General features: G+C 72.4%; 19 protein-coding genes. 5 read left to right on the top strand and 14 right to left on the bottom strand.

The genetic code is table 11. The features are described from left to right. The 5 genes from AB1578_10910 to AB1578_10890 form a co-directional block, all read right to left on the bottom strand. A partial coding sequence (locus tag AB1578_10910) for a hypothetical protein (GenBank protein ID MEW6488404.1) occupies positions 1-283 on the bottom strand: 283 nt, incomplete at its 3' end. Continuing rightward, entirely contained in the window at positions 280-1,812 is a 1,533-nt protein-coding gene (locus AB1578_10905) for an ABC transporter substrate-binding protein (protein MEW6488403.1), read from the bottom strand. The genes AB1578_10910 and AB1578_10905, both read right to left, overlap by 4 nt. Positions 1,813-1,909: 97 nt before the next feature. Next, positions 1,910-3,484 (bottom strand): hypothetical protein, encoded by a 1,575-nt coding sequence (locus AB1578_10900; GenBank protein MEW6488402.1) that lies wholly within the window; start codon positions 3,482-3,484, stop codon positions 1,910-1,912. After that, positions 3,462-5,117 (bottom strand): PEGA domain-containing protein, encoded by a 1,656-nt coding sequence (locus AB1578_10895; protein MEW6488401.1) that lies wholly within the window; start codon positions 5,115-5,117, stop codon positions 3,462-3,464. Before AB1578_10895 ends, AB1578_10900 begins: the two co-directional genes overlap by 23 nt. A gap of 23 nt (positions 5,118-5,140) precedes the next feature. Next, positions 5,141-6,346, bottom strand: a complete 1,206-nt coding sequence (locus AB1578_10890; GenBank protein ID MEW6488400.1) for a hypothetical protein — start codon at positions 6,344-6,346, stop codon at positions 5,141-5,143. Positions 6,347-6,709: 363 nt separating this feature from the next. On the opposite strand from AB1578_10890, the gene AB1578_10885 reads away from it, so the two are divergent. Genes AB1578_10885 through AB1578_10870 form a run of 4 tightly spaced genes read left to right on the top strand, consistent with a single transcriptional unit; the run spans position 6,710 to position 12,662 of the window. Continuing rightward, complete coding sequence (locus tag AB1578_10885; protein MEW6488399.1) at positions 6,710-9,481, top strand: cytochrome c3 family protein; 2,772 nt, start codon at positions 6,710-6,712, stop codon at positions 9,479-9,481. Positions 9,482-9,536: 55 nt separating this feature from the next. Next, positions 9,537-10,121, top strand: a complete 585-nt coding sequence (locus AB1578_10880; protein MEW6488398.1) for a CoA pyrophosphatase — start codon at positions 9,537-9,539, stop codon at positions 10,119-10,121. Beyond that, the gene (locus AB1578_10875; GenBank protein MEW6488397.1) at positions 10,118-11,236 is read left to right on the top strand and encodes an ATP-binding protein; all 1,119 of its coding nucleotides are present in this window, start codon (positions 10,118-10,120) and stop codon (positions 11,234-11,236) included. The genes AB1578_10880 and AB1578_10875 overlap by 4 nt, the downstream gene beginning before the upstream one ends. Position 11,237: 1 nt before the next feature. Beyond that, positions 11,238-12,662 carry a sigma-54 dependent transcriptional regulator gene (locus AB1578_10870; protein MEW6488396.1) on the top strand — a complete coding sequence of 475 codons (1,425 nt, stop codon included), beginning with the start codon at positions 11,238-11,240 and terminating at the stop codon, positions 12,660-12,662. 17 nt (positions 12,663-12,679) lie between these two features. Here the strand turns inward: AB1578_10870 and AB1578_10865 are convergent, their stop codons facing one another. Next, complete coding sequence (locus AB1578_10865; GenBank protein ID MEW6488395.1) at positions 12,680-13,489, bottom strand: hypothetical protein; 810 nt, start codon at positions 13,487-13,489, stop codon at positions 12,680-12,682. A 49-nt stretch (positions 13,490-13,538) separates the two neighbouring features. After that, complete coding sequence (locus tag AB1578_10860) at positions 13,539-14,606, bottom strand: hypothetical protein (GenBank protein MEW6488394.1); 1,068 nt, start codon at positions 14,604-14,606, stop codon at positions 13,539-13,541. Positions 14,607-14,954: 348 nt separating this feature from the next. Here AB1578_10860 and AB1578_10855 point away from each other — a divergent pair, with 348 nt between their 5' ends. Next, the gene (locus AB1578_10855) at positions 14,955-15,479 is read left to right on the top strand and encodes a hypothetical protein (GenBank protein MEW6488393.1); all 525 of its coding nucleotides are present in this window, start codon (positions 14,955-14,957) and stop codon (positions 15,477-15,479) included. On the opposite strand, the gene AB1578_10850 is transcribed toward AB1578_10855, so the two are convergent. The 7 genes from AB1578_10850 to AB1578_10820 all read right to left on the bottom strand — a co-directional run bounded on the left by AB1578_10850 (position 15,433) and on the right by AB1578_10820 (position 23,370). Then, the gene (locus AB1578_10850; GenBank protein MEW6488392.1) at positions 15,433-16,107 is read right to left on the bottom strand and encodes a DMT family transporter; all 675 of its coding nucleotides are present in this window, start codon (positions 16,105-16,107) and stop codon (positions 15,433-15,435) included. The genes AB1578_10855 and AB1578_10850 overlap by 47 nt on opposite strands. After that, entirely contained in the window at positions 16,104-16,562 is a 459-nt protein-coding gene (locus AB1578_10845) for a YaiI/YqxD family protein (protein ID MEW6488391.1), read from the bottom strand. Before AB1578_10845 ends, AB1578_10850 begins: the two co-directional genes overlap by 4 nt. A gap of 153 nt (positions 16,563-16,715) precedes the next feature. After that, positions 16,716-20,000 carry an efflux RND transporter permease subunit gene (locus tag AB1578_10840; GenBank protein ID MEW6488390.1) on the bottom strand — a complete coding sequence of 1,095 codons (3,285 nt, stop codon included), beginning with the start codon at positions 19,998-20,000 and terminating at the stop codon, positions 16,716-16,718. Further along, positions 19,997-21,496: an efflux RND transporter periplasmic adaptor subunit gene (locus tag AB1578_10835; protein ID MEW6488389.1), complete on the bottom strand. Its 1,500-nt coding sequence runs from the start codon at positions 21,494-21,496 to the stop codon at positions 19,997-19,999. The genes AB1578_10840 and AB1578_10835 overlap by 4 nt, the downstream gene beginning before the upstream one ends. Positions 21,497-21,723: 227 nt before the next feature. Then, positions 21,724-22,782 carry an S-methyl-5-thioribose-1-phosphate isomerase gene (gene mtnA, locus AB1578_10830; GenBank protein ID MEW6488388.1) on the bottom strand — a complete coding sequence of 353 codons (1,059 nt, stop codon included), beginning with the start codon at positions 22,780-22,782 and terminating at the stop codon, positions 21,724-21,726. An 85-nt stretch (positions 22,783-22,867) separates the two neighbouring features. Further along, positions 22,868-23,131, bottom strand: coding sequence for a Txe/YoeB family addiction module toxin (locus AB1578_10825; GenBank protein MEW6488387.1), 264 nt, complete (start codon positions 23,129-23,131; stop codon positions 22,868-22,870). Next, complete coding sequence (locus tag AB1578_10820) at positions 23,128-23,370, bottom strand: type II toxin-antitoxin system Phd/YefM family antitoxin (GenBank protein MEW6488386.1); 243 nt, start codon at positions 23,368-23,370, stop codon at positions 23,128-23,130. The genes AB1578_10825 and AB1578_10820 overlap by 4 nt, the downstream gene beginning before the upstream one ends. Positions 23,371-23,434 lie beyond the last annotated feature (64 nt).

Here is a 23,434-nt window from a genome sequence, read left to right as displayed (position 1 = left end):
CCACCGGCCGACCCCGCTGGAGCGCGGCGCTGCGCCCGAAGTCGCCCCGCGCCACCCCGGCGAGCCACGCCCCATACTCGGCGGTCCAGGACCGGGGGAGGGGTTGGACGGGCGCGCCCCTTCCTTCGGCGGTGACCACCAGGGCGGAAGGGCGCACCCCTTCCCCCGGCGCCGCCCGTGCCACGGCAAACAGGAGCAGGCTCGCCCCCAGGAGCACCAGGAGCGCCCCCCCCAGGTGGCGCGCGACCCACGCGAGCAGCCGCGGCGTGGGGAGCAGTCTCACCTCTCCTTCCAGGAGCTCACGTAGCTGAAGAAGTAGAAGGGGTGGAGCCGCACGTTCTCGATCCGGCTCGAGACCGCCGCGTAGCGGTGCAGGCTCCAGAGGAACACGTACGGCACGTCCTCGTGGAGGAGCCGGTGCAGCTCGCCGTAGACCGTGCGCAGGGCTTCGGAGCTCGCCGCGGTGCGGCTGCCTTCGAGCAGCCGATCGGCCTCGGCGTTGGCGTAGGCCCCCAGGTTGTTGCGCCCGGGCCCGGCCTCGGTGGAGTGGAACAGGGAGTAGACGTTGACCGAGTTGTCGAAGGTCCACTCGGCGAGCACGAGATCGAAGGCGTGGTCGTCGAAGACGGTCTTTCTCCAGGCCATGGGTTCCAGGAAGCGCACATCCACCCGCATGCCGAGGTTCTTGAGCTGCTGCTGCACGTCGAGCACCACGGCCTTTTGCGCCTCGTCCTGTGCCAGGGAGACGAGCCGGAAGACCAGGGGGGTGCCCCGTACCTCCCGCACCCCGTCGCCGTCGGTGTCGACGATGCCCGCCTCGTCCAGGCGGGCCATCGCGGCCGACGGCTCGTGGGGCCAGGGCTTCACGTCGAAGTTGTACGCCCAGGAGGCAGGGGGGAAGGGCCCCGAGACGACCGTTCCCCGGTTCCCGTAGTGGGCCTTGAGCATCTCCGGCCGGTCCAGGCCCGCCACCAGGGCCCGCCGCACCTCGAGCTCGCGCAGGGCGGGGTTGCGGAAGTTGAGCCCCAGGAAGCTGTAGGAGAGGGTGCTGTAGGGGTAGAGGCGCACCCCGCTCAGCTCCTCGAGGGCGGGGATGTCCCGCGGGCGCACCTGGGGGAGCAGATCCACGGCCCCGTAGCGCACCAGCTCGTTGCGGATGTTGTCGTCGGGCACCACCGTCACCTCTGCCCGGGCGATGCCCGGCTCACCCAGGCGGTGGTAGGTGGGGTTGGACGCGAAACGCACTTCGCCGGAGGGCGCCCACTCCTGGAACCGGAAGGGCCCCGTGCCCACGGCCTCCCGCAGGGCGCCGGCGTCCACGTACCCCTGGGGAAAGAGGTGGGCGGGGAGGACCTTGAAGTCGAAGTGGAGCAGGGGATTGAGGACCTTGCGGCGGAACTGGAACCGCACCGAGTAGTCGCCCACGGGCTCGGCCCGGGTGAACGCCTGGAACTGGGAGCGCAGGGCCGTGGGGGTGCGGGGGTCGAGGCCGGCCTGGACGGTGAAGACCACGTCCCGGGACGTGAAGGGCTTGCCGTCGTGCCACAGGACTGCGCGCTTGAGGCGAAACGTGACCGACATCCCGTCGGGAGAAACCTCCCAGGACTCGGCGAGCAGGGGCTTGACCTCCCCTGCTTCGGGGGGCGAGACGAGCCCTTCGTACAAGAGCTCCACGGCCCGGAGGCTGGGCATGTCCCGAACCAGGAAGGGGTTCAGGGTCGAAGGCCCCGTCGACTCCGCGTACCGGAGGCCCGCAAGGGCAGGCGGCACGGCCAGGGCGGCACAGCAGAGCATCCAGAAGACTCGGCGCATCGACGGGTTCCTTTCCTGCTGCAGCAGCGGCGACCGCGCCGGCCCGGGCCGGCGCTTCCTCCCTGGGGCGCGCCGCGGGCCGACCCTCCAGGGCCCGTCAGCGGGGGGGTGCCTCTCCTCCGGTTCGGGAGGCGTAGAGCCGCTTCAGGCTCTCGTAGGCCGCCCGGGCCTCGGGATACTCCCCGGCCAGGGAGAAGAGAATCGCCACGGCCGGCGCGTACTCTCCCGCGGCCGCGTACTCCCGGGCGAGCTCCGCCAGGTATCCCGGCGGATTGACGAAACCGGGCCGGTGCCCCGAGGCCTTCAGGTGGGCCCCTTCCAGGAGGTCCGCCGCCCGGCGCCGATCCCCCTGGGCCCGGGCGACCCGCGCCCCCAGGCGGCTCACGGCCGCCACCCGGACCGCGTAGAGGGCGGGGGGGAGGAGCGCACCGTCCGCTTCCTGGAGCTGCCCCTGGGCCGCGGCGACGGCTGTCAGGGCTTCGGCGGCCGCGGCCGCCGGAGATGCCAGGGGCTGCGCCGCTCCCGCCTCGGCCTGTTCCGCCGCGAGCCGGGCCAGGACCAGCGGGCCCGGCTCCCCGTCGGCCAGCACACCGCGCCACAGGGCCAGGCCCTCGTCCCGTTCCCCGGCGCGGTAGCGGGCGGCGCCTTCGGCCACCCGGGCCAGGCGTCCGGCCTCCTCCCGGCCATGGATGGGCGAGAACAGCCACCCGGCTGCCTCCCCGGGCCCGGCGGGCTCGGAGGGGCCGGGCGCGCCGGCAGCGCCCTCGGCGGCCCGCCGAAAGTCCTCGGCAGCGGCGCCCCAGCGCCCCTGGTGGTCCCAAGCCTCGGCTCTCCAGTACGCGGCCTCCGAGCTCGCCGACCCGGCGGCCTCCCCCGCGGCGAGCATCGCGCACGCACGGCGAAGGAGGGGATAGAAGAAGACCGCAGGAGCCCCGTCCCCCACCCCGCGGAGAGCCTCGAGGGCGGCCGGGGCATCCCCTGCCCCCAGGGCGACAACGGCGGTCCCGTACGCCCCCCCGGGGTCCTTCGGGCAGGGCAGCCCCCAGAAGAAACACCCGGCGTGGGCCAGGGCCTCCTCTTCCCCGGCGGCGGGGGGAGGAACCTGCGCCCAGAGCCGCCTTGCCCCATCTGCATCCCCGTCGAGGGCCGCGAGCGCGGCCCGCCCCAGGGCCCGGGCCGCCCCCCCGGCTTCGGGAGGAGTGGGGGGCCCGAAGGCCGACCGGGCGGTCTCCAGGTCCCCGAGCCGCAGGGCTACCAGGCCCCGGGCCGCCCGGGCCGTCGGCCCCGCCTCCGGACCCAGGCCGTCCAGGTACGCCGCTTCCGCGTCCAGGACGAGGCCGTCCAGGGCGGCATGGAGCGCGGCGCGCTCTACCCAGGCCCGGGCCGCCCCCGCCCGGTCGGCCGGCGTCTGCGAGGCGCCGAACGCCTCGGCGGCGCGGCCGAGCTCCATGTCCCGGAGGAGCCCCCACCCGGGCTGTCCCGCCAGAAGGGCCGCAAGCTCCGGATCCCGGCGGCCGAAGCGCCCCATCCAGCCGTCCTGGGCCCGCTGCGCCTCGAGACGGGCCCCGGCGGAGCCCTCCGCCGCCGGACCCGGCGGCGGGCTCCCCCGGCACCCCGCCAGGGCGAGGAGCACCAGGAGGGGCGGAAGGCTAACCGCCCAGCTTCTTCGCAAGGAAATCCAGCGTCCTGCGGTGCCGGCGGGCCTGCTCGACCCAGTTTCGCTCCAGGGCCTGGGGAGCTAGGTCGAGCCGGGCGAAGAAGACCTCCCACGCCTGGGTGCCCTTCTTGACGTACTTGCGGTCCCCCGTGAGGTTGAAGAGGATCTCGCTCGCCATCCCGGAGAAGTAGTGGGCCTTGAGAATGAGGGCATCGCGCTGGTCCGCGGGGAAGAGATCCACGGACTGCACCGCCCGGTCCAGGGCCTCCAGGGCCCGATCCAGGAGCGGCGCGGCTTCCCGGTCGGGAGCGTCCCGGGCGGCCAGCAGGGCCCAGTAGCCGAAGGCCGTGTTGAGCACGGGGTTGGCTCGGTGCTCGGGGCGGCCCAGCAGGGTGTCGAGCTCCCGGGGGATCTCCGCGACCCGGCCCAGGTCGCGCAGCACCTCCACGGCGATCAGACGGGCCTCCCCGTAGCTGGGATGGTCGGGGGCCACCCGGTTCAGGAAACCCAGGGCCTCCTCGCGCTGGCCGCGCTCCACGAGCGCCAGGGCCTGGGTGAAGTTCGGGTCCACGGGGGGCAGCCGCAACGGGCTTTCCCGATAGTCCACCTCGTCCTCGGTGAAGCTCACCGTGACCTGGAGGGGTTGGTACCCGGGCAGCGTGACCGGGTCGGCCTCCAGCCGCAGGCGGTGGGCCCCCTTGGCGGCCCGGAACCCGATGCCGTCGGCCCCCGCCACCCCCATGTCCTGGTCGTCGAGCCGCACCCGGGCCCCAGGGGGGTCGGTGAAGAGCCGCACCCAGCTGTAATCGCGCTCCGGCAGCAGGGCGGCGAGCACCGTGGTGGTCTCCGCGGATCGGACCAGCACGTCGGCCTTTTCCCAGGGGCGGTGCCCCTGACGCTGCACCCGGACGGTGTAGGTGCCGGGGGCGATGTCGCCGACGCGCAGGGGCTCCCAGGCCTTGCCCACCTCCTTGCCGTTCAGGAGCACCTCGGCCCCGGCAGGGGTGGCGATCACCAGCAGCGCCCCTTCCCGAGGCGCCAGGCTCACCCGCACTTCGTGCCGGCCCTCGGGTTCCACGGTGACCGACTCCTGGGCGTCCTTGAACCCTGCCTTGGAGAGGTTCACGGTGTGGCGACCCGCGTCGAGGGGGATCTCCAGGGGGCTCAGGCCGGCCCTGCGGCCATCCACGTCCACGCGGGCGTCGGGGGGATCGGTGATTACGGCCACGAGCCCCATCCCGAGGCCCTTGCCCGCCTCCAGGTCGACGAAGATCCGTCCCCCCTGCCCCTCGATGGTCTGGCGGTACGCGCCGAAACCGGTCAGGTAGAGAATGATCTCGTGGCTGCCGGGCGCGAGGTCCCGAACGTAGAGGGGGGTGACCCCCCGCTCCTCCCCGTTCACGAACACCCGGGCCCCCACGGGCCGCGACTGGATGGAGAGCAGCCGCAAGTCCTCCGTGGGGGGCTCGAAGGTGGCCGGGGTGGAGAGGACCTCTTCCTCGGCGCTCTCGGCACTCTCGGGGGCCTGGGCGCGCCCGGGAAGGGGAAGCGCCAGGGTACCCAGGAGGACCCCGCCGGCCGTCAGAACCGCTGCCGCGGCTCTCCAGGTACCGCGAAGGGGGGGGCGGGCCCACGGTGCTGTGCGCATGATCTGGTTCCTCGGGGGTAGGGTCATGGGTTGAGCTTGGGCCCGGCCCCCTGGGGGGCGGCCAGGGCCGTGGGGCCCATCTCCAGGTAGGACCGCAGGGTGAGCCCCAGGGCGGGAATCTCCTCCTCCCGGGCGTCCTGCCGGAGCAGGCGCACCGCCGGGACGGAGTTTTCCGCGTAGCTCTCGGCTGAGATCGTCACCCGGTCCACCCCGTACCCCTTTCGGTAGGCGTACACCTCGAACTCCCCGCCGAAGAGCGGCTCGTCGCCGGCCAGGGCTGCGCCGGTGGCGTCCACCCGCTTGCGGCGGGAGATGCGAAACATCCCCTCTGCGTCGGTGAGCACCTCCATGGAGTAGGGCGCCGTCCAGACCTCGGCCCCGGGCAGGGGCGCTCCCCGTTCGTCGAGCACCTGGCCCGCGAGCACCGTGGGGGTGATCCGCACCGGGAGCTCCGCCGCCGCCTCCTGGAAGGACCCGGCGGACAGCTCAACCGTCACCTCCTGGGACAGCTGGAACTTGGCGTCCCGGACCCGCAGCCGCAGGGCCACGGCCTCGTCGAGCTTCGGAATCCCCTCGATCCGGAAGCGCCCCCGCTCGTCGGTGCGGGCCACGACGAACCGGTCGAGCAGCACGAAGACCTGCCCCAGGGGGATTTCGCGCCCCACGCCCTCGGCGAGCGTGATCCGCCCCTCCACCACCGAGCCCGGAAAGGTGGGGTACCCCTGCTTCATCGCCAGCCGGAAGAGCTCCCGCCCCACCCGCGACCGGTACTCGCTCCTCGGGAAGAACTCGAGAAACTCCAGGTAGGACTCCGCCCGGTGCTCCTGCACCACCCGGGCGGCGGCTTCGGTCTCGGACTCCCGGGCGAGCTGGTCCCCCGGGGACGCTCCGATGCCTCCCTGGGGCTGCAACAGGAAGACCCCCTTGTCGAGGGCCGCCAGGACCACCGCAACGCCCCGGCGGCGCATCCCCCCATCGAAGACGACCAGCCGCTCCCGCTCCTGGGCGCCACCCGGCACTTCCGCCACCACCTGCGCGCCGCGGGCAAAGATGACCGAACCCACGAAGAACGCCTCATCCGACGGCCGCCCGGCGGGCGCGGCAGCGCCGGCCGGGGTTTCCTCGAGCAGCGGCTGGCGAACCCGGATCGCCGCCGGCGAGGGAGCCGCCAGACACACGATCAGGGCTGCGCCGGCTGCCAGCGAGAGGCAGGTGGAAAGACTTCTCATGTTCGGTGTACCTCCCCGTGCAGCGGGCCCTGGTTCGGGTGGGCTGCTATTTAGCACAAACCGTGCCTGTCCAAAAGCGCAATTGCGGCCGCCAATCCGGGCCTCGTGGGCCGTTTGGATGCGCCAAATGCCGCAGGCGGGGCCCCAACTGCGCACCCTGCCCCGGTTCGGCACGGGGCCTGGATGTGGCACCCCGGCTTGCTGCACCCCACCCGGCAGTGGTACGGTTCTTGCCCTCGCCGTATGGCCGGAACCCCGCTCGCAGGCGGTGCCGCCGGGGACGGCAGCGGCAGCTTGCGCTTGCCGAGACGTCTCTCTTTTCCCGATCAGCGCCCCGGGGCTCCAGCCGGGGTTATGGAACCCATGACCCTTCGCCGTCTCGTGCTCGCCTGCCTGCTCCTGTGCGCTCCGGGCGCCGCCTCGGCCGCCGAGCCGGTGCGCATCCTTTCCCCCCTTCCCCGGACCCTCACGTCCATCGACGCCGTCACGATCCTGGGTACCGCCCGCCGGGGCACCCAGGTGGCCTGGTCCCTGGAGCGCCAGGGGAAGCACGAGGGGGACCGGGTGCGAGCGGACTGGGGCGACCTCTTCGAGATCTTCCTCCTGCTGGACCCGGGGCTGAACCGGGTCCGGGTGGGGGACCAGGCCCTGGAGCTCTTCTACAACCCGGGGAACCTCCAGCCTCCCGCCGGATTCGTCTCCCTGGTCACCCACGCCAGGGACTTCTCCCGCTGCGACGACTGCCACGAGCCCCTCACCATGAAACTTCGGGAAGGCGGCTACCCGGGGGTGTGCCTGGCGTGCCACGTGGTGGAGTCCCACAACCCCGCCGACACCCGCCCTCCCCAGCAGGACGCCCACTTCCGCACGGCCATCTCCAACTGCGGCACCTGCCACGACGCCCACGTCTCCGCCGGCCCCAAGCTCCTCAAGGGCGACGCCAACGCCGTGTGCGGCGCCTGCCACAAGCCCCAACTGCCGGCCCCGGGGGCCCACCCCGCGTACGAGGAAGGCGGCTGCATCGCCTGTCACGACGCCCACTACTCGGGATACCCCAAGGCTCTGGCGGAACCCCTCCCGGCAGTGTGCCAACGATGCCACTCCCAGGGCACCGAAGGGGGCAAGCCCCACCCGCCCCTGGCCGGCAAGCGCTCCTGCGCCCTGTGCCACGAGCCCCACGGCGCCGGGGGCTCCCTCCTGCGTCCAGGACCCGAGGCCTCGTGCCGGTCGTGCCACGAGGCGGTGCTGGAACGGGGTCACCGGGGCGAGCTCGGGGCGTGCGAAGGGTGCCACGATCCTCACCGGCCCCTGACCACCGCCCTGGCGAAGAAGGGACTGGACACGCAGTGCCGGACCTGCCACGAGGGAGTCGGAAAGGGGCGCAAGGTCCACGCAGCCCTGGACCGGGGCTGCCAGGGCTGCCACTCGCCCCACCGAGACGAGGATCGGGCCCTGGCCCGGGCCGCGTGCGGCCGGTGCCACGACGCACGGCCGGGCTCTCCCCTGGCGAGCCTCCACGGCAACCTCGAGCTTCCGGCGGGCTCCTGTGGGGCGTGCCACCCGCCCCACTCCTCGGAGCAGGAGAAGCTGGTCCGGGGCCCCCTCCACATGCCCCTGGGCCAAGGAAAGTGCTCCGTCTGCCACGGGGGGGGCGCCGAGCGCAGCGTCGTCGTGGCCGACCAGGGGTCGCGCTGCCGGATGTGCCACCCCTTCGAGCGGGAGCTGGCTGCCCAGGGGGCCCGGCCCCACGCTCCCGTGGCCCAAGGCAAGTGCTCCGCGTGCCACGACCCCCACATCGCGTCGCGGCCGGCCATGTTGCGAGGCGCCGAAGCGGCGGTGTGCCGCGCCTGCCACCCCGTGGCCGATGCAGCGGGCGGCAGGGGCCTCCATGAGCCCGCCCGGGAGTGCACCACCTGCCACGCGGCCCACGGCGGCCGCCAGGCGAAATTCCTGGAGGAGCCCCCGCCGGGGCATTGCCTCGCCTGCCACGACGACCCCACCCCGCCGGAGAACCCCCACCCGGCCCTGGACGAGGGGTGTCTGGCGTGCCACGACCCCCACGCCGGGTTCCTGCCGGGCCTCCTGGCGGGGGAAACCCCTTACGCGGCGTGTCTCGCCTGCCACTCGGTTCCCGACCTCTCCCGCGGGCGGACCCTCCACACCGCCGCCGAGCGCTGCGGCGCCTGCCACGCTCCCCACGGGGGCGCGGGCCCCAAGTACCTCCGGGAGGGCGCTGCCGGCCAGGGGTGCGCCCGGTGCCACGACGTGCCCGGTGCGGGCCGGGGCACGGCGCACGCCGCCCTGGACGACGGGTGCGGCGCCTGCCACGACCCCCACGCCGGGTTCGGGAAGGCCTCCCTGCTCGAGCCCGTGCGGGAGCTCTGCCTGGGCTGCCACGACGACCCGGGGGCCGGCAAGGCGGTGCCCCACCGTCCGGGCGAGCGGGCCTGCGCGGCGTGCCACGAGCCCCACGCCTCGCCCCGGAAGCACCTCCTGCGGGCGGGGGGCGAGGCCCTGTGCCGGTCGTGCCACGACTTCCGGGAGAGCGAGCCGGGCCGGCGCCTCCACGCCGCGGCCCAGACGTGCAGCCCGTGCCACGAGCACGCGCCCCACGGCGGGGCCAGACCCAAGTTGCTCCGGTCGCCCCCTCCCGGCCTGTGCCTGGAGTGCCACGAGGACCCCGCGAAGGCCGCTGGGGGAGCCGTCCATCCGGCGCTCGACGAGGGCTGCCTCGCCTGCCACGATCCCCATGCGGGGTTCGGCCCCGGCGTCCTCAAGGGAGTGGGGCCCGTGGCCACCTGCCTGGAGTGCCACAAGGACCCCGCCGCCGGCCGCCGGTTCCTCCACAAGCCCGCCGCCGACCGGTGCTCGGCCTGCCACGAGCCCCACGCGTCGAAAAACCGTGCGTACCTTCGCCGATCGGGCAACGCCCTGTGCACCGGGTGCCACGACCCCGCCACCCACCGCCACTCCCTCAACGCCGAGCGCGGCCGCCGCTTCCCGGGGTCGGCCGACTTCCCCGCAGAGGGGGGGCAGTACCGTTGCGAGGGGTGCCACGACCCCCACGCCTCCAACGAGCGCAAGCTCTACCGGCTCCCGGAGAGGGAACTGTGCGTCGCCTGTCACCGGATCTGATCGCCCCCCCGCCGGAAGGGGCGCCGCGCCGTCCCCCGGGGAAAGGACACCCGCCGTGGCGCACCTGAACCAGGTCCTGGACCGCATCCGGCGCCGCCTGGGGGCGCGGGAGCGCCGCGTCCTCCCCCTCGACGGCTTTCTCCCCGCCGCCGTCGCCGTTCCCCTCATGCCCACGGCCGACGGGCTCTCGGTGCTCCTGACCGTGCGCACCACCCACGTGGAGCAGCACAAGGGGGAGATCTCGTTCCCGGGGGGGCGGATCGACCCGGACGACGCCGACGCCCTCTCGGCAGCGCTGCGCGAACTCTGGGAAGAGGTGGGGGTGCGACCCGAAGACGTGGAGGTGCTGGGCCCCCTGGACGACTTCGTCTCCGTGACCGGCTACCGGGTGACCCCCCACGTGATCTGCCTGCCCCGGGAGGACTACCCCTTCGTGCCCCAACCCCGTGAGGTGGCGGAAATCCTCCTGGTGCCGCTGGACCACCTCCTGGACCGGGCCTACTACCACGCGGTCAAGCCCTCGGGCAGCCCCTATTACATCCACCACTTCAGCTGGGGGCCCTACGTGGTGTGGGGGCTCACGGCGGCGATCTTGAAGCGCCTGCTCGACCTGGCCTTCGCGTTCAGCGAGTCCCCATGACCGGCCTCTCCGCCCGGGTGCTCGCCTCCATGCGCTGCGGCGTGGTCACGGTGGACGCCGCCGGGCGGGTCACCTCGGTCAACGCCCTGGCGGGGGAGTGGCTCGGGGTGTCCCCCCCGGCCGCCCTGGGGCGCGACTGCCGGGAGGCCTTCGCCCACTGCCCGGCCCTGGCGCACCTGCTCCTCGACGCCCTCGGGCGCAAGACCCTGCCCGACCGGGCGGAGCTGGAGCTCTCCTTCGAGGGCTCTCGGCGCACCCTCATCGGCTTCAGCCTGTCGCGCATCGCCGGGGACGGGGGGGAGACCCTGGGGAGCGCCATCTTCTTCAAGGACCTCACGCTGGTCGAGGAGGAGCGGGAGCGCCAGGCCCTTCGCAACCGCCTCACGAGCCTGGGAGAGGTGGCGGCCCAGCTCGCCCACGAGATCCGCAACCGGCTCGGGGGCATCCGGCTCTTTCTCGGGCTCGCCAAGCGCCGGCTCGCCGAGGACCCCGAGGGCCAGGCCTACCTGGAACGGGCCGAGGCAGAGGTGCTGGAGGCCAATGCCAAGATGGGGGAGATCCTCGACTTCGTGCGGCCCCTGCGGCTCGAGCAGGCCCCGGCGCTTGCCGTGGACCTGTGCCGGGAGGCCCTCGAGGCCACCCTGGCACGGTTCCCGGACGCCCGGCCCAGGGTGACCTGGGACGTGGCGCCCGGCCTGCCGCCGGTCCGGGTCGACGCCGGGCGGGTGCGCGACGCCCTGGCGAACCTCTTCGCCAACGCGGTGGAGGCCACGTGCCCGGGAGGAACCCTGCGGATTCGCCTGACCACCGAGGATGCGCCGGTGCTGGTGGCCTCGCCGCTGGACACCGAAGTGCCGGGCCTGCGCGGGTTCGGCGAGAACCGGGGCTCCCGGGTGCGCATCGAGATCGCCGACGACGGCCCCGGCATGGCGCCGGAGGTGCTCCGGCGCATCTTCCACCCCTTCTTCACCACCAAGGAGCACGGCTCGGGACTGGGGGTCCCCTCTGCCCAGAAGATCCTCGACGCCCACGCCGGCTCCCTCGACGCCCACTCGACGCCCGGGGGGGGCGCCACCTTCGTGGTGCGCCTTCCCGCGGCCGGCGCGGAGGAGTGACATGCCCACCATCCTCGTAGCCGAGGACCACGCCGCCCTGCGCGACGCCCTCGCCATCGCCCTGGGAGCCCGGGGGCACCGGGTCGTCACGGCCCCCCGGGGCGACATCGCGATCAAGGCCCTGGAGACCCAGGCCTTCGACCTGGTGGTCACCGATCTCAAACTCCCCGAGGCGAGCGGCCTGGAGGTGCTGGAGGCCGCCCGCGCCACCCAGCCCCGGGCCCCCGTGCTGCTCATGACGGCCCACGGCACCCTGGAGGCCGTGGTGCAGGCCCTGCGTCTGGGCGCCCAGGATTTCATCGAGAAGCCCTTCGACATCGAGGAGATGGAGGCCCGCATCGAGAAGGCCCTGGAGCAGGGCAGCCTGGCGGCCGCGGTCCAGGACCTGCGGGCGACCCTGCTCGCCCCCTACCGCCCCGAGAACATCATCGGGGAGAGCCCGGGCATGCAGCGGGCCCTGGACGTGGTGCGCAAGGTGGCGCCGGTGCGCACGAGCGTGCTCATCACCGGGGAGACCGGCACCGGCAAGGAACTCGTGGCCGGGGCGCTGCACGCCCTGTCGCCCCGGGCGGAGGCCGAGTTCGTGGCGGTCAACTGCGCCGCCATCCCCGACAGCCTCCTGGAGAGCGAGCTCTTCGGCCACGAGCGGGGCGCCTTCACGGGCGCGGCGAAGCGCCGGCTCGGCCGGTTCGAGAGAGCCCACCGGGGGACCCTCTTCCTGGACGAGATCGGCGACATGACGCTCGCCACCCAGGCCAAGATCCTGCGGGTGCTCCAGGACGGCCGCCTGGAGCGGCTGGGAGGAGAGGAGCCCCTGGCGGTGGACGTGCGGGTCGTGGCCGCCACCCACCGGGACCTCGCCGAGGAGGTGCGCGCCGGGCGGTTTCGCGACGACCTCTACTACCGCCTCAACGTGGTGTCGGTCCACCTGCCGCCCCTGCGGGAGCGGGGCGACGACGTGCTGCTCCTGGCCCGGCACTTCGCCGGCCAGCTCTGCGGCGAGCTCAAGCGCCCTCCCCTCCAGTTCGCCGCCGAAGCCCTGGAGGCGCTTCGCCGCCACGGGTGGCCGGGCAACATCCGGGAGCTGCGAAACGCCGTGGAGCGCGCGGTGCTCCTGGCGGAGGGTCCGGCAGTCACCGCAGAGGACCTGCGCCTGGAGCCCTCCCCCCAGGTCTCCCCGACGGGGAGGGCGGAGGACTTCGAGGGGGAGGCCTTCCGATTCCGGTTTCCCCCGGAGGGGATGTCCCTCAAGGACGCCGAGCGCGACCTCATCCTGGCGGCCCTGCGGCGGTGCGGGTGGGTCCAGAAGGACGCCGCCCGCCTCCTCAACATCACCAAGCGCGCCATCCACTACAAGATCGAGCAGCACGGCCTCACCCACCCCGCCTGGGCGAAGAACCGCCCCAGGGGGGAGGCGCTGGAATAGCCTCCTTGCGCCTGCCTTCAGCCCGGCCTCCCCCCAAAGCGTTCCCGGCACACCCGCCGGGCTTCCAGCGCCTGCCGGATCGTCGGCGTGGTGCGCAGCCTGCCCGGCGCCGACGGCAGCGGCCCCGGTTCTTCCCGGAGCACTGCCGGGATACCGTCGGCAAGCAGCCTGGCGATCTCGGGAGCGGCGCGCTCCCGCGTGCGCCGCAGCGTCTCTCCGAGGGTCGGCCCCCAGACGATGGGGCTCCGCCGTTGCCTGACGATCGGACCGGCATCCACGGCGGGAATCACCCGGTGCAGCGTCAGGACGATCGATGAACGCCCGTCCAGGACCTCCCAGAACACGGCAGGCTGGCCCCGGACGAAGGCGGGGTCGCCGAGGTGGACGTTGACGAACGGCACCCCCCCCCCGCCGAGGGTCTCGGGGGAGAGCACGTCGCCCCCGACCATCGCGCACAGGGAGCAGCCCGAGGCTCGAAGGGCGGCGACGGCCTCGGGGGCGTTGCCCGAGGGCACCTCGACCACGGCACGACCCTCCCGCAGCACGGCCACTGCCGAGGCCGGGGGGGCTCCCCCCGCCGCCCGGCTGAGCCACCGGTAGACCAGGTGGTGCAGGAGCTGGGCAGCCGGGGTGGTCCGGTTGACTCCGGCCTGCCGCCCGAGGGTTCGGCCGAGCTCCCGCACCCGGGCCCCGAGCCCCATGGACGGCCGGACCCAGATCGCCAGGGGAACGTCGATCGCGCACGAGGCCGGATTTCGGCCGACATCCCGGAGGAAGGGTTCCACCAGCCGGGGGTTGCTGGTCAGCAGCGCCGCGCGGGCGGTCATCGGGCACCCGGCTTCCCGGGGGCCCCGCAACGTCTGGGACGGTGCCGCTTCACGGCGGACCTCCGCCGGCCGAGGGGACCAGGGGCGCTCGGTTCTTGTACGCCCGCCCCCGCTGGAGCACCCACCAGGGCACTCGGCGCCAGACGCTCAGGTGGCCGTCGAAGACCAGGTCGTACTCGAAGGCCGGCTCGGCTCCCCGAAACCGCTTGAAGTCCCCGTTGCCGCCCCCCCAGTTCAGGATCCGGTTGCCCGCCTTCGCCGCCTCCACGTCCTCGCCGGCTGCCAGCCGGAACAATCCCCGCGACACCGGAGCGCTGCGGTCGTACCCGCACAGGGACCACCCGATCGCCCCGCCGTCCGCCAGGTGGAGGTTGAACGCCTCCAGCGCACCGTCTTCCCCCATCCATCCCGCCGCGCAGAAGATCCCCGACCCCAGGACCAGCTCGAAGAACGCGGCCCGGTAGCGAGGGTTGAGCTCCCCGGCGTGCTTGTCCAGGTAGAGCTGGGCATACAGGTCCCGCATCCTTGCCCCGCGGCCCGCCAGCAGCCCGGGGTCGTCGATCCGACGGTGCCGGTTGGCGCGCGCCAGGGCTTCGTCGGCGTTGCGGGTGCCCCGCACCTTCTTGCGGGCCCTCCCGCCCAGGGAGCGGCCCGGGTCGAGCAGGTAGACGATGCGGCTCTGCACCGCCCGCCCCCCCAGGGCCAGGAGGTCCTGCATGAGCCGGGGGGCGAGGGCGGGCACCACCCCCGAAAAGATCAGGGCGTGGGAGGGGTAGCGCAGGCGCAGGCCTTCGACGAGCTCCCCCAGCCGATCCCGATCCAGCCGCAGGGTGGGGCCCCCGACCAGCAGCCAGTGGTTCACGTACACCGCGCGGTCGATCCGCCCCAACCCCAGGAGGAGCGACAGGGGGAAGAGCACCGCCCGCAGGCGCCCCTGCGACCACCAGGCGGACCGCCGCGCGATCTCGTGGATCGGGTACTCCAGGTAGTGCCCGCGCGGGCTGAAGATGGCCGCCTTGCGGCCCACCCCGTCGCTCACCACCACCGGCACCGTCTGTCCCCCGACGCGCAGGAGTTCCAGGCACAGGCCCGCTGCGCCGTCCAGAAATGCTCCCACGCCCTCCCGGGCGAGGGCTTCCAGGTATGCGCAGGCGTGCGCGGGGGGCGGGGACGGGGGCATGGCTGGGAAGCGATCCCTCGGGCATGGCAGGGCCGACAGGGGCCCGGTCGTGACAGGTGCGGCCGCAGCGGATCGCGCGTCGGAGCCTCCTGCGAGGGGCAATCTGAAGGCGGCGGCAGCGCAATGCAAGTCCAAAGTCCCCTGCGGGATTGTGGTACATTGGCCGCCGGGCCGGGGCAGAGCCGGCCGGCCCCCATCGCAATCGCCCCATCCCTTCGCCCTGGCGGATCCCGGAACGCGGGTCCGGGTGCCTTGGGATGCCAGGATTCCGAGAAAGGAGACACCATGCCTGGAGACCTGCTCAAGGGAGATCTCGTTCGCCACGCCAACCTGGGGCTCGGCCGCGTGGAGGAGACCTCGGGGTTCGGGGAGGGGCAGAGGTGCAAGGTGTGCTTCGTGCGCTCCGGCAAGGAGACGTACTTCGCCAAGGGCGACCTCGCGCCCCTCGCGCCGGCCGAGGTCGCCGCCTACGAGCTCGTCAAGCTCGCGGTGCGGGAGCTCCGGGAGGAGGAGCTGCCCGCGGTGGAGATGGCCGAGCGGTGGGAGGGGGGAGAGCTCGTCCTCAAGCCCGCGGACCCGGGCTTGGCCCCCAAGGCGGTGCCGCTCGAGGCCTTCTTCCACAAGATCGTCCTGATCCGCGACCGGCTGCGGGTGCTGGAGCAGCAGATCAACGCCCACCCCAACCTCACCGACCAGGACCGGGTGGGACTCCAGCAGTACATCACCCGCTGCTACGGCAGCCTCACCACCTTCAACGTGCTCTTCAGGCGGAAGGAGGACCACTTCGTGGGGCAGAAGGGCGAGAAGTGAAGACCTGCTGCACTGCCAGCCCCGCCACGATCAGGGCGAGGCCGGCGAGGGTGGAGGGGAGGATCGCCTCGCCCACGTGGGTGCGCAGGAACACCAGGGAAGTGTTGGCGATCCAGTAGAGGGACCAGAGCACCGTGCTCCCCAGGGCGAGCGCCACGCCGAAGGGATCGGAGAACCGCAGGCCCAGGAGGTCCCCACGGGTGGCGATGACCACCACACCCGCGTAGCTTACGAGCCCCCCCGCCACGTCCGCCCGCCGCATCCTCTGCCCCAGGAGCGGCACCGAGAGCAGCGCCAGGGTGATGGCCCAGGTGTAGTTGAGTGCCTGGGCCTCCTGGGCCGGCAGCCGGTCGTAGGCCTGGAAGAGCACGAGGTAGTAGAGGAACGGGTTGAGGAGACCCAGGAGGAGGGAGCGCAGGTACTGGGCCCGCGTGTAGGTCAGCAGCACCCCCAGGCGCCCCTGGACGGCCAGGATCCCCGCCAGGGCCAGGGCCGAGGCGGCGCTCGCATAGAGGAGGAGTTGCGGCGGGTCCAGGTGGCGCAGCGAGAGCTTGAACGCCGAGGCCACCGTGGACCATAGGAGCACGGTGGCCAGGGCGTAGGCGGTGGCCCGGGCCTGGCGGGTCACCCCTTCTGATTCCTCTTGATCGCCTGGATCACCTCGTCCAGGCGGGAGAGGTAGCGGGAGCGGTCCGCCTTCCCCATGGGCGCCGGCCCCCCGGAAGCCATTCCCATCTGGCGCAGCTGGTCCATCAGGGCGCGGCTCGCCAGGGCGTCGCCGATGGTCTCCTCGGTGAAGTCCTGCCCCCGGGGGGAGAGCACCCACGCCCCCTTCTCCAGGCACCGGGCGGCCAGGGGGATGTCGGCGGTCACCGCGATGTCGTCCTCCCCCACCCTCTCGGCGATCCAGTCGTCCGCCGCGTCGAAGCGCCCCCCCGCCGCCACCGCTCGAATCCGCGGGTCGTTGGGCACCCCCAGGGGGCGCGAAGCCACCACGTACACCGCGAGCCCGTAGCGCTGGGCCACCCGGTAGGTCTCGTCCTTCACGGGACACCCGTCGGCATCCAGGTAGATCTCGAGCACGGTCTCCTCTCCCCTGTAAGTCGAAATCGAAATCGAAATCGGGGTCGGGATCGGGGTCGATTTCGATTTCGATCGCGAGTTGGAGCTATCCCCGCCCGCCCCCCATCCCACGCCCTATCCTGCCCATCCTGTCATCCTGTCCCAGGTCCCCCCTCACGGCGCCGCCATCTCCTTGCGCAGGCCCAGGGCGTCGATCTCCTCGTCCAGGCTCTCCCAGCCGAGCTTGCGGAAGATCCAGCGGCGGGTCTTCGCGTAGCTCAGGTAGAGGGTGGGCACCACCCCCAGGGTCAGCACCGTGGAGAGGGCCAGGCCGAAGATGATGGCCACCGCCATGGACTGCCACCACTGGGACGACTCGGTGTTGTACTGGTAGGTGAGGTTCCAGAAGTCGATGTTGAGCTTGAGCGCCATGGGCAGGAGCCCGAGGATCGTGGTGATGGCGGTGAGCAGCACGGGCCGCAGGCGGATCATGCCCGCCGTCACCACGGCCTCCCGGGCGCTCTTGCCCTGGGACTGGAGCTGGCGGATGGCGTCGAGGAGGATGATGGCGTTGTTCACCACCACCCCGGCAAGCGAGATGACCCCGATGCCGCTCATGATGATGCCGAACGGCATGCCAAAGACCAGGAGCCCCGTGAAGACCCCGATGAAGGACAGGAGCACCGAGCACAGGATGATCCCCGGCACGAGCAGCGAGTTGAACTGCACCACGAGCACCATGGCGATGAGGAAGAGCGCGATGAGGAAGGCCTGCTGGAGGAACTCGGTGGACTCCTGCTCCTCCTCCGCCGCCCCCCCGAACCGGTAGGTCATGCCCGGCGGGAAGGGGTAGGCGCGCACCTTCTCCTGAAAGGCCGCGCGCACGTCGGCGTCGGCCCGCACCCAGGGCTGCACCTCGGCCCCGGCGTTGAGCACCCGCTTGCGGTCCAGGTGGCGGATGGTCACCGGCCCGGGGACGAGCTCCGCCCGGGCCACCGAGGCGATGGGCACCGCCCCCCCGAGCTCCGTGGGGATCGCCACGTTCTCGAGCCGGCGGGTGTCGAGCCGGAACCGCTCGGGCAGCCGCACCAGGATGTCCTGCTCGTCGTCGCCGTGGCCCACCGTGCCGGTGCGCAGGCCCCCCACCGCCATCTGGAGGGCGGCCCCCACCCCGGGCTGGAAGAGGCCGAGCATCCCCGCCCGGTCCCGGTCCACGCTCCACTCCAGGGTGGGCTGGGCGGTCACGGCGTCGTCGGTGGGCTTGGCCACCCCCTCGGTCTCGGCCATGAGGGCCTTCATGTCCTGGATGACCGCGGTCATGCGGTTGAGGTCTTCCCCGAACACGTCCACCGAGACCGCCTTGCCCGTGGGGGGCCCCTCCTGGGGCTTCACCACGTCGAACTCGGCCCCGTACAGGGGGTGGGTCACCCGCCGGCCCTCCCGGTCCAGGCCGTCGATCCGGTCGCGAATTTCCGCCAGGGAGAGGTTCGTGCTCTCGGTGCGGTAGTCCCGGTCCACGAACTCGATGCGAATCTTGATGGGCCCCAGGCCCTCCTCCCCGAAGCCGCCGCCCCCCTCCTCCAGGCCCACGGTCACCGTGGCGTGCTTGAGGTTCGCCACGGGTCGGTCGTAGCCGCTCCCCGGCCGGCCGAAGATCCGGTCCTCCAGGCTGCGGCTCAGCCGGTCCGACTCCTCCAGCGCGACCCCGTCGGGGGGCTTGATGCTCCCGATGACGAAGTTCGGGTCCAGGGTGGGAAAGAACTCCGTGCCCCGCCCGAACTCCCCATAGAGGGTGAAGACGAACACCAACACCGCGAAGGCGGTGCTGAGCGTCCAGCCCGGACGGTCCAGGAGGAAGTCGAGCATCCTCCCGTACCACACTGCCAGCGGGTAGGTGGGCCGGCGCGACTCGGGGTCGATGGTGGCCTCGGCGCCTGCGGGGCGCTTGAGGAAGAGGGCCGCCAGGGTGGGGTTGATGACGAGCGCCACAAACAGCGAGCTCGTGAGCACGATGATCACGGTCTTGGGCAGGTAGCCCATGAACTCTCCCATGATCCCGGGCCAGAAGACCATGGGGAGGAAGGCGCCCACCGTGGTGGCGGTGGAGGCGATCACCGGCCAGGCCACCTCGGCGGTGCCGTCCAGCGCCGCCCGGGCCCGGCTCGACCCCATGCACAGGTGCCGGTAGATGTTCTCCACGATCACGATCGCGTTGTCCACCAGCATCCCCAGCGCAAGGATGAGGGAGTAGAGCACGATCATGTTGAGCGTGATGCCCAGTACGTGGAGCGTCAGCACCGACAGCAGCATGGAGAACGGGATGGCCCAGGCCACCAGCACCGCGTTTCGGGCCCCCAGCCCAACCAGGATGACCAGGAGCACCAGGAGCAGCGACGTGCCGATGCCGTTCTCCAGGTCGGAGAGCATCATCTTCACGTCCTTGGACATGTCGAGCCCGGTCACCACCTCCACGTCCTGGGGCAGGGGGAAGCGGGCGAGCACGTCGCGCACCGCCTCGGTCATGTCGAGGATGTTGGCCCCGCTCTTCTTCATGATCTCGAGGCTCACCGATTTCCTGGGCTCCACGTGGGCGTCCCGGGAGGTCTCCCCGTCGGCGGCGGTGAAATCGTAGAACCGCGCCCGGGACGTCTCGTCGGCGAAGCTCTGGCGCACCAGGGCCACGTCGCGCATGTGGACGGGGGTGCCGCCCGGGCTTCGTCCCAGCACCAGGTTGAAGATCTCGGCGGGGTTTTGGAACTCCCCCGGCAGGCGCATCACGATGCGGGTGGCGGCCCCCTCGGCTACACCGGCGGAGACATTGCGGTTGGTGCCGGTGAGCACCCCCTGGACCTGGGCCAGGGTGAGGCGGTAGTGGCGCAGGCGCTCCGGGTCCACCTCCACCAGGATCTGGCGGTCGCGGCCCCCCCGCACCTTCACGTCGAGCACCGAGGCGATGCGCTTGAGCTCGTTCTCGATCTCCTCGGCCAGGTCCTTGAGCTCCGAGAGCGCCACGTGGTCCGGGGCCACGAGGTTGAGCACCATCACCGGCACGTCTCCGGCGAAGGAGAACTCCTTCACGATGGGCTCGTCGGCCTCCCCGGGCAGATCGGCCTTGGCCTTGTCCACCGCGTCGCGCACCCGCCCCAGGGCGGTCTCGATCTTCACCCCGAGCTCGAACTCCAGGGTGATGGTGGAGGCCCCCTCGGCGCTCACGCTGCGCATCTCCTTGAGGCCCTCCACCCCGTCGAGCTCGGTCTCCAGGGGGATGGTGAGCGCGATCTCCACGTCCTCGGGGTTGGCCCCCTCCAGCACCGTGGTCACGGTCACCACGGGGATCTCCACGTCGGGGAAGTTCTCCCGGGGCATGCTCCGGTAGGCCAGCGACCCGAAGAGCGCGATTCCCACGCACAGCACCAGCACCGCCATGAAGTGGCGGATGGAGAACCGGGTGAGGGTCACGGCCCCGCCTCTCGGGCCGCGGGCGCGGCACCCGCCGCGCGGAAGACCCCGTCCTCCACCACCACGTTCACCTCGGTGCCCGACACCAGCCCCTTCCACCCCGACACCACCAGGCGCTCCCCGCCCGTCAGCCCCGCGAGCAGGTGCACCGCGTCCTCCCGGATGGAGCCGGGCACCACGTCCCGGGCTTCGGCGAAGGTGCGCCCCTCCTCCTGCCGCAGCACGAAGACCCGGGGTCCGGCGTCGGTGACCTGCACGGCGGCCAGGGGCACCACCACCGCGCCGGGGAAGGCCAGGTACTCGATCTCCGCCCGCACCAGCGTGCCGTGGCGCAGCGCCCGCCCGGGGTTGGGCACCGAGAGCTCCACCGCGAAGGTGTTGCTGTCGGGGTCCGCAGCCTGGGCGATGCGCGCGATCTCTGCCGGCGCCTCCATCCCCCTGCCCTCCCCTCCGGTGAGCTGGGGCAGCCCCGGCACCACCACCCGGGTGCGCACCTCCTGGGAGGCCCCGGCGCGGTTGCGCTCCACGAACTCCCGGGCCGCGGGGTTCTTCACGTCGAGGAAGGCCACGAACCGGTCGGGCACGTGCACCACGGCCCGGAGCCGCTCCAGGTCGTAGAGCATCGCCAGGGGCCGGCCCGACTCCACCGTCTCACCGGGCTCGGCCAGGTGCTTCTCCAGCATCCCAGAGATGGGGGCCAGGAGGCGCGTCTTGTCCCGCTGCACCTCCAGGCTCGCCGCCGCTGCCGCCAGCTCCTCCACGCCGGACCGGGCCAGGGCCAGGCGGGCCTTCGCCTCCTCCAAGCCCACCTCCGCCGCCTGCACCCCCAGGGCCGCGGCGGCCACGGCCTCCTGCGCCTGCTCCGCTCCCACCTCGGCCTGGGTCAGGGCGTTGCGGGCCACGTCGAGCCGGGCCCGGTCGAGCACCTGCTGTGCCACCAGATTCTCGGCCCGGGCAGCCTCGGTCCGGGCCAGATCGCGCGCGGCCCGAGCCCCCCGCAGGGCGAGCTCCCTCACCTGGGCTTCCTTCTTGGCGTGCTCGACGGCGACCCCGGCGGCTTCGAGGCCGAGCCGGGCCTGCTCCACCGCCTTCTCGGCCGAGCTCCGGCGCGCCCGGACCTCGGCCAGGCCTGCGTCGAGGGCCTCGGTATCGAGCTCGGCCACCACCTGGCCCGCCGCCAACTCTGCGCCCTCGGGCACGCGCCACCGGGCCAGCCGCCCGGCAAACTCAGGGCTCACGGCGGCGACCCGGTCCGCCTCCAGGCGGGCCGAGAGGATCAGGGCTTCCCGGTAGAGGGCGGGCTCCACCGTGCGCACCTCCACGTTGGCGAGGCGCTGCTGGATCTCCGGGGGAGGAGGGGTCTCCCGGGTGATCCCGTACACCGCGACTCCAGCCGTGAGGCCCACCAGGACGAGCGTGGCGAGCCACGGCAGGAGCGTGCGGCGGCGGGTCGCCGGCGGCGTGGGAGGACGGGTGCTTGCGGGAGTCGAGGTCATGGAAACGCCCGGGGCGGAGCCGTAGGAAGCGGCTCCGTGAAGGAGAACACAAGTGGGGAAGAGTACTCCACCGAGAAGAAGGGGGGCAAGTCGTCTGCCGCGGCTTGTCGGGGGGCGCCCCGCGGCCCCGGGCGGGCCGGAGGCGGCGCATCTAGATCGCCATCGGGGATCGGGGGTCGATTTCGATACCGATACCGATACCGAATTCGATGGCGAGGGGGGATCGTTCAGGGCGCGGGCGCCTGCCGGCGCAGGCGCTCCAGGGTCTCCGCGTAGGGCGGGCGAGCCACGCCTGCCTCGGTGACGATGGCCGCCACCAGGGCGGCGGGGGTGACGTCGAAGGCCGGGTTCCACACGGCCACGCCCTCTGGGGCCACTCGGGTCCCCCCCCAGTGGGTCACCTCGCGCTCGGAGCGCTCCTCGATGGGGATCTCCTCCCCGCTCGCCAGGGCGAAGTCCACCGTGGAAAGCGGCGCCGCCACGTAGAAGGGGACGCGGTGCTCCCGGGCGAGCACCGCCAGGGGGTAGGTGCCGATCTTGTTTGCCGTGTCGCCGTTTCGCGCGATGCGGTCCGCCCCCACGATCACCGCGTCCACGCCGCCCCGGCGCAGCCGGGCCCCCGCCATGTTGTCGGCGATCAGGGTCACCGGGATGCCGTCGCGCTGGAGCTCCCAGGCCGTGAGCCGGGCACCCTGGAGGACGGGCCGCGTCTCGTCGGCGATCACCGCGACCCGTTTGCCCGCTTCCGCGGCCGCCCGCACCACCCCCAGGGCCGTGCCGTACCCGGCTGTGGCCAACGCGCCGGCGTTACAGTGGGTGAGCACCATGGCCGGGTCGGGGAGGAGCGCGGCCCCGAAGGCCCCCAGGCGGCGGTTGGCCTCCACGTCCTCCCGGAAGATGGCCTCGGCTTCCGCCGCGAGCGCCCGGGCCACCTCCGGGTCCGGCCGGCCCGACACCGACAGGGCCTCCGCCCGCCGGCGCATCCGCTCCACCGCCCAGAAGAGGTTCACCGCCGTGGGCCGCGTGGCGCGAAACACCCGGTACACCTCTTCCAGGCGTTCCGGCAGGTCGGTGCGCCCCTCCGCCGCGAGCTCCCGGGCCGCCAGCGCGATTCCGAAGGCCGCCGTCACCCCAATGGCCGGCGCCCCCCGCACCACCAGGTCCACGATGGCCCGGGCCACGTCCGGGTAATGGGTGTACTCCCGGTACACCTCCTGGGTGGGAAGCAGCGTCTGGTCCAGGAGGACCAACCGGTCGCCGGTCCAGCGGATCGTGTCGAAGCTCATGGGATCTCCTGCGCGGGGAGGGACGGAGCCCGAACGGCGCGCAGGTGCGGCGCCGAAGCGCCCGAACCACGCGCTGGTTCGCCAACTACTCGTAGTGCGTCCACATGCGAAGAATCTTGACGGTTCTTGTCTCAGGCAGGACCTGATAGACCAGACGGTGCTGAATGTTCATTCGCCTGGCATAGGCGCCCGTAAGATCTCCGACGAGCTTTTCGTAGGGTGGTGGGGTTTGATACTGGTTCTCTGCCAAGATGTTCAGAAGGCGCTGCGCCTGTGGCCTTAGACCGGCGGCCGCCAGCTTCTTCGCGTCCTTGTTCGCCTGCTTGGTGTAGACAAGCGTCCAACTCACCACGCAACTTCCTTATCGCAAGCCTCCACCGGGGTATTCAGACCTTCTATGATGGATTCCCGCATCCCAGGAACCGAATGGAGATACAGGGTTTCCTGAATTGCTCGCCAGTCCTCCTCCGAAATCAGAACCGCCGAATTGCGCTTTCCGGCGATCTGAATCGGTTCGTGAGACTCAGATACATCGTCGAGTAGCTGGTAGAGAAGCCTCCGGGCCTCGGTTGCGGTGATCGTCGTCATGACACACCTCCTTTGCGTACGTGAAAGCGTACGCTCCTTGAAGGCTCCGGTCAATCGTCTTTCG

The organism is Thermodesulfobacteriota bacterium, assembly GCA_040756475.1.
In the GTDB taxonomy this organism is placed as follows: domain Bacteria; phylum Desulfobacterota; class Deferrisomatia; order Deferrisomatales; family JACRMM01; genus JBFLZB01.
Note: the sequence above shows the minus strand (reverse complement) of the source record. Positions and strands in the feature narration are given on the sequence as shown.

What these genes read in the sequence shown, in the direction of transcription:
- AB1578_10820 (MEW6488386.1), bottom strand. Translation starts at nt 23,370, where the DNA reads ATGACGACGATCACCGCAACCGAGGCCCGGAGGCTTCTCTACCAGCTA.
- mtnA (MEW6488388.1), bottom strand. Translation starts at nt 22,782, where the DNA reads ATGAGCTTCGACACGATCCGCTGGACCGGCGACCGGTTGGTCCTCCTG.
- AB1578_10895 (MEW6488401.1), bottom strand. Translation starts at nt 5,117, where the DNA reads ATGCGCACAGCACCGTGGGCCCGCCCCCCCCTTCGCGGTACCTGGAGA.
- AB1578_10865 (MEW6488395.1), bottom strand. Translation starts at nt 13,489, where the DNA reads ATGACCGCCCGCGCGGCGCTGCTGACCAGCAACCCCCGGCTGGTGGAA.
- AB1578_10905 (MEW6488403.1), bottom strand. Translation starts at nt 1,812, where the DNA reads ATGCGCCGAGTCTTCTGGATGCTCTGCTGTGCCGCCCTGGCCGTGCCG.
- AB1578_10870 (MEW6488396.1), top strand. Translation starts at nt 11,238, where the DNA reads ATGCCCACCATCCTCGTAGCCGAGGACCACGCCGCCCTGCGCGACGCC.
- AB1578_10875 (MEW6488397.1), top strand. Translation starts at nt 10,118, where the DNA reads ATGACCGGCCTCTCCGCCCGGGTGCTCGCCTCCATGCGCTGCGGCGTG.
- AB1578_10885 (MEW6488399.1), top strand. Translation starts at nt 6,710, where the DNA reads ATGACCCTTCGCCGTCTCGTGCTCGCCTGCCTGCTCCTGTGCGCTCCG.
- AB1578_10890 (MEW6488400.1), bottom strand. Translation starts at nt 6,346, where the DNA reads ATGAGAAGTCTTTCCACCTGCCTCTCGCTGGCAGCCGGCGCAGCCCTG.
- AB1578_10835 (MEW6488389.1), bottom strand. Translation starts at nt 21,496, where the DNA reads ATGACCTCGACTCCCGCAAGCACCCGTCCTCCCACGCCGCCGGCGACC.
- AB1578_10855 (MEW6488393.1), top strand. Translation starts at nt 14,955, where the DNA reads ATGCCTGGAGACCTGCTCAAGGGAGATCTCGTTCGCCACGCCAACCTG.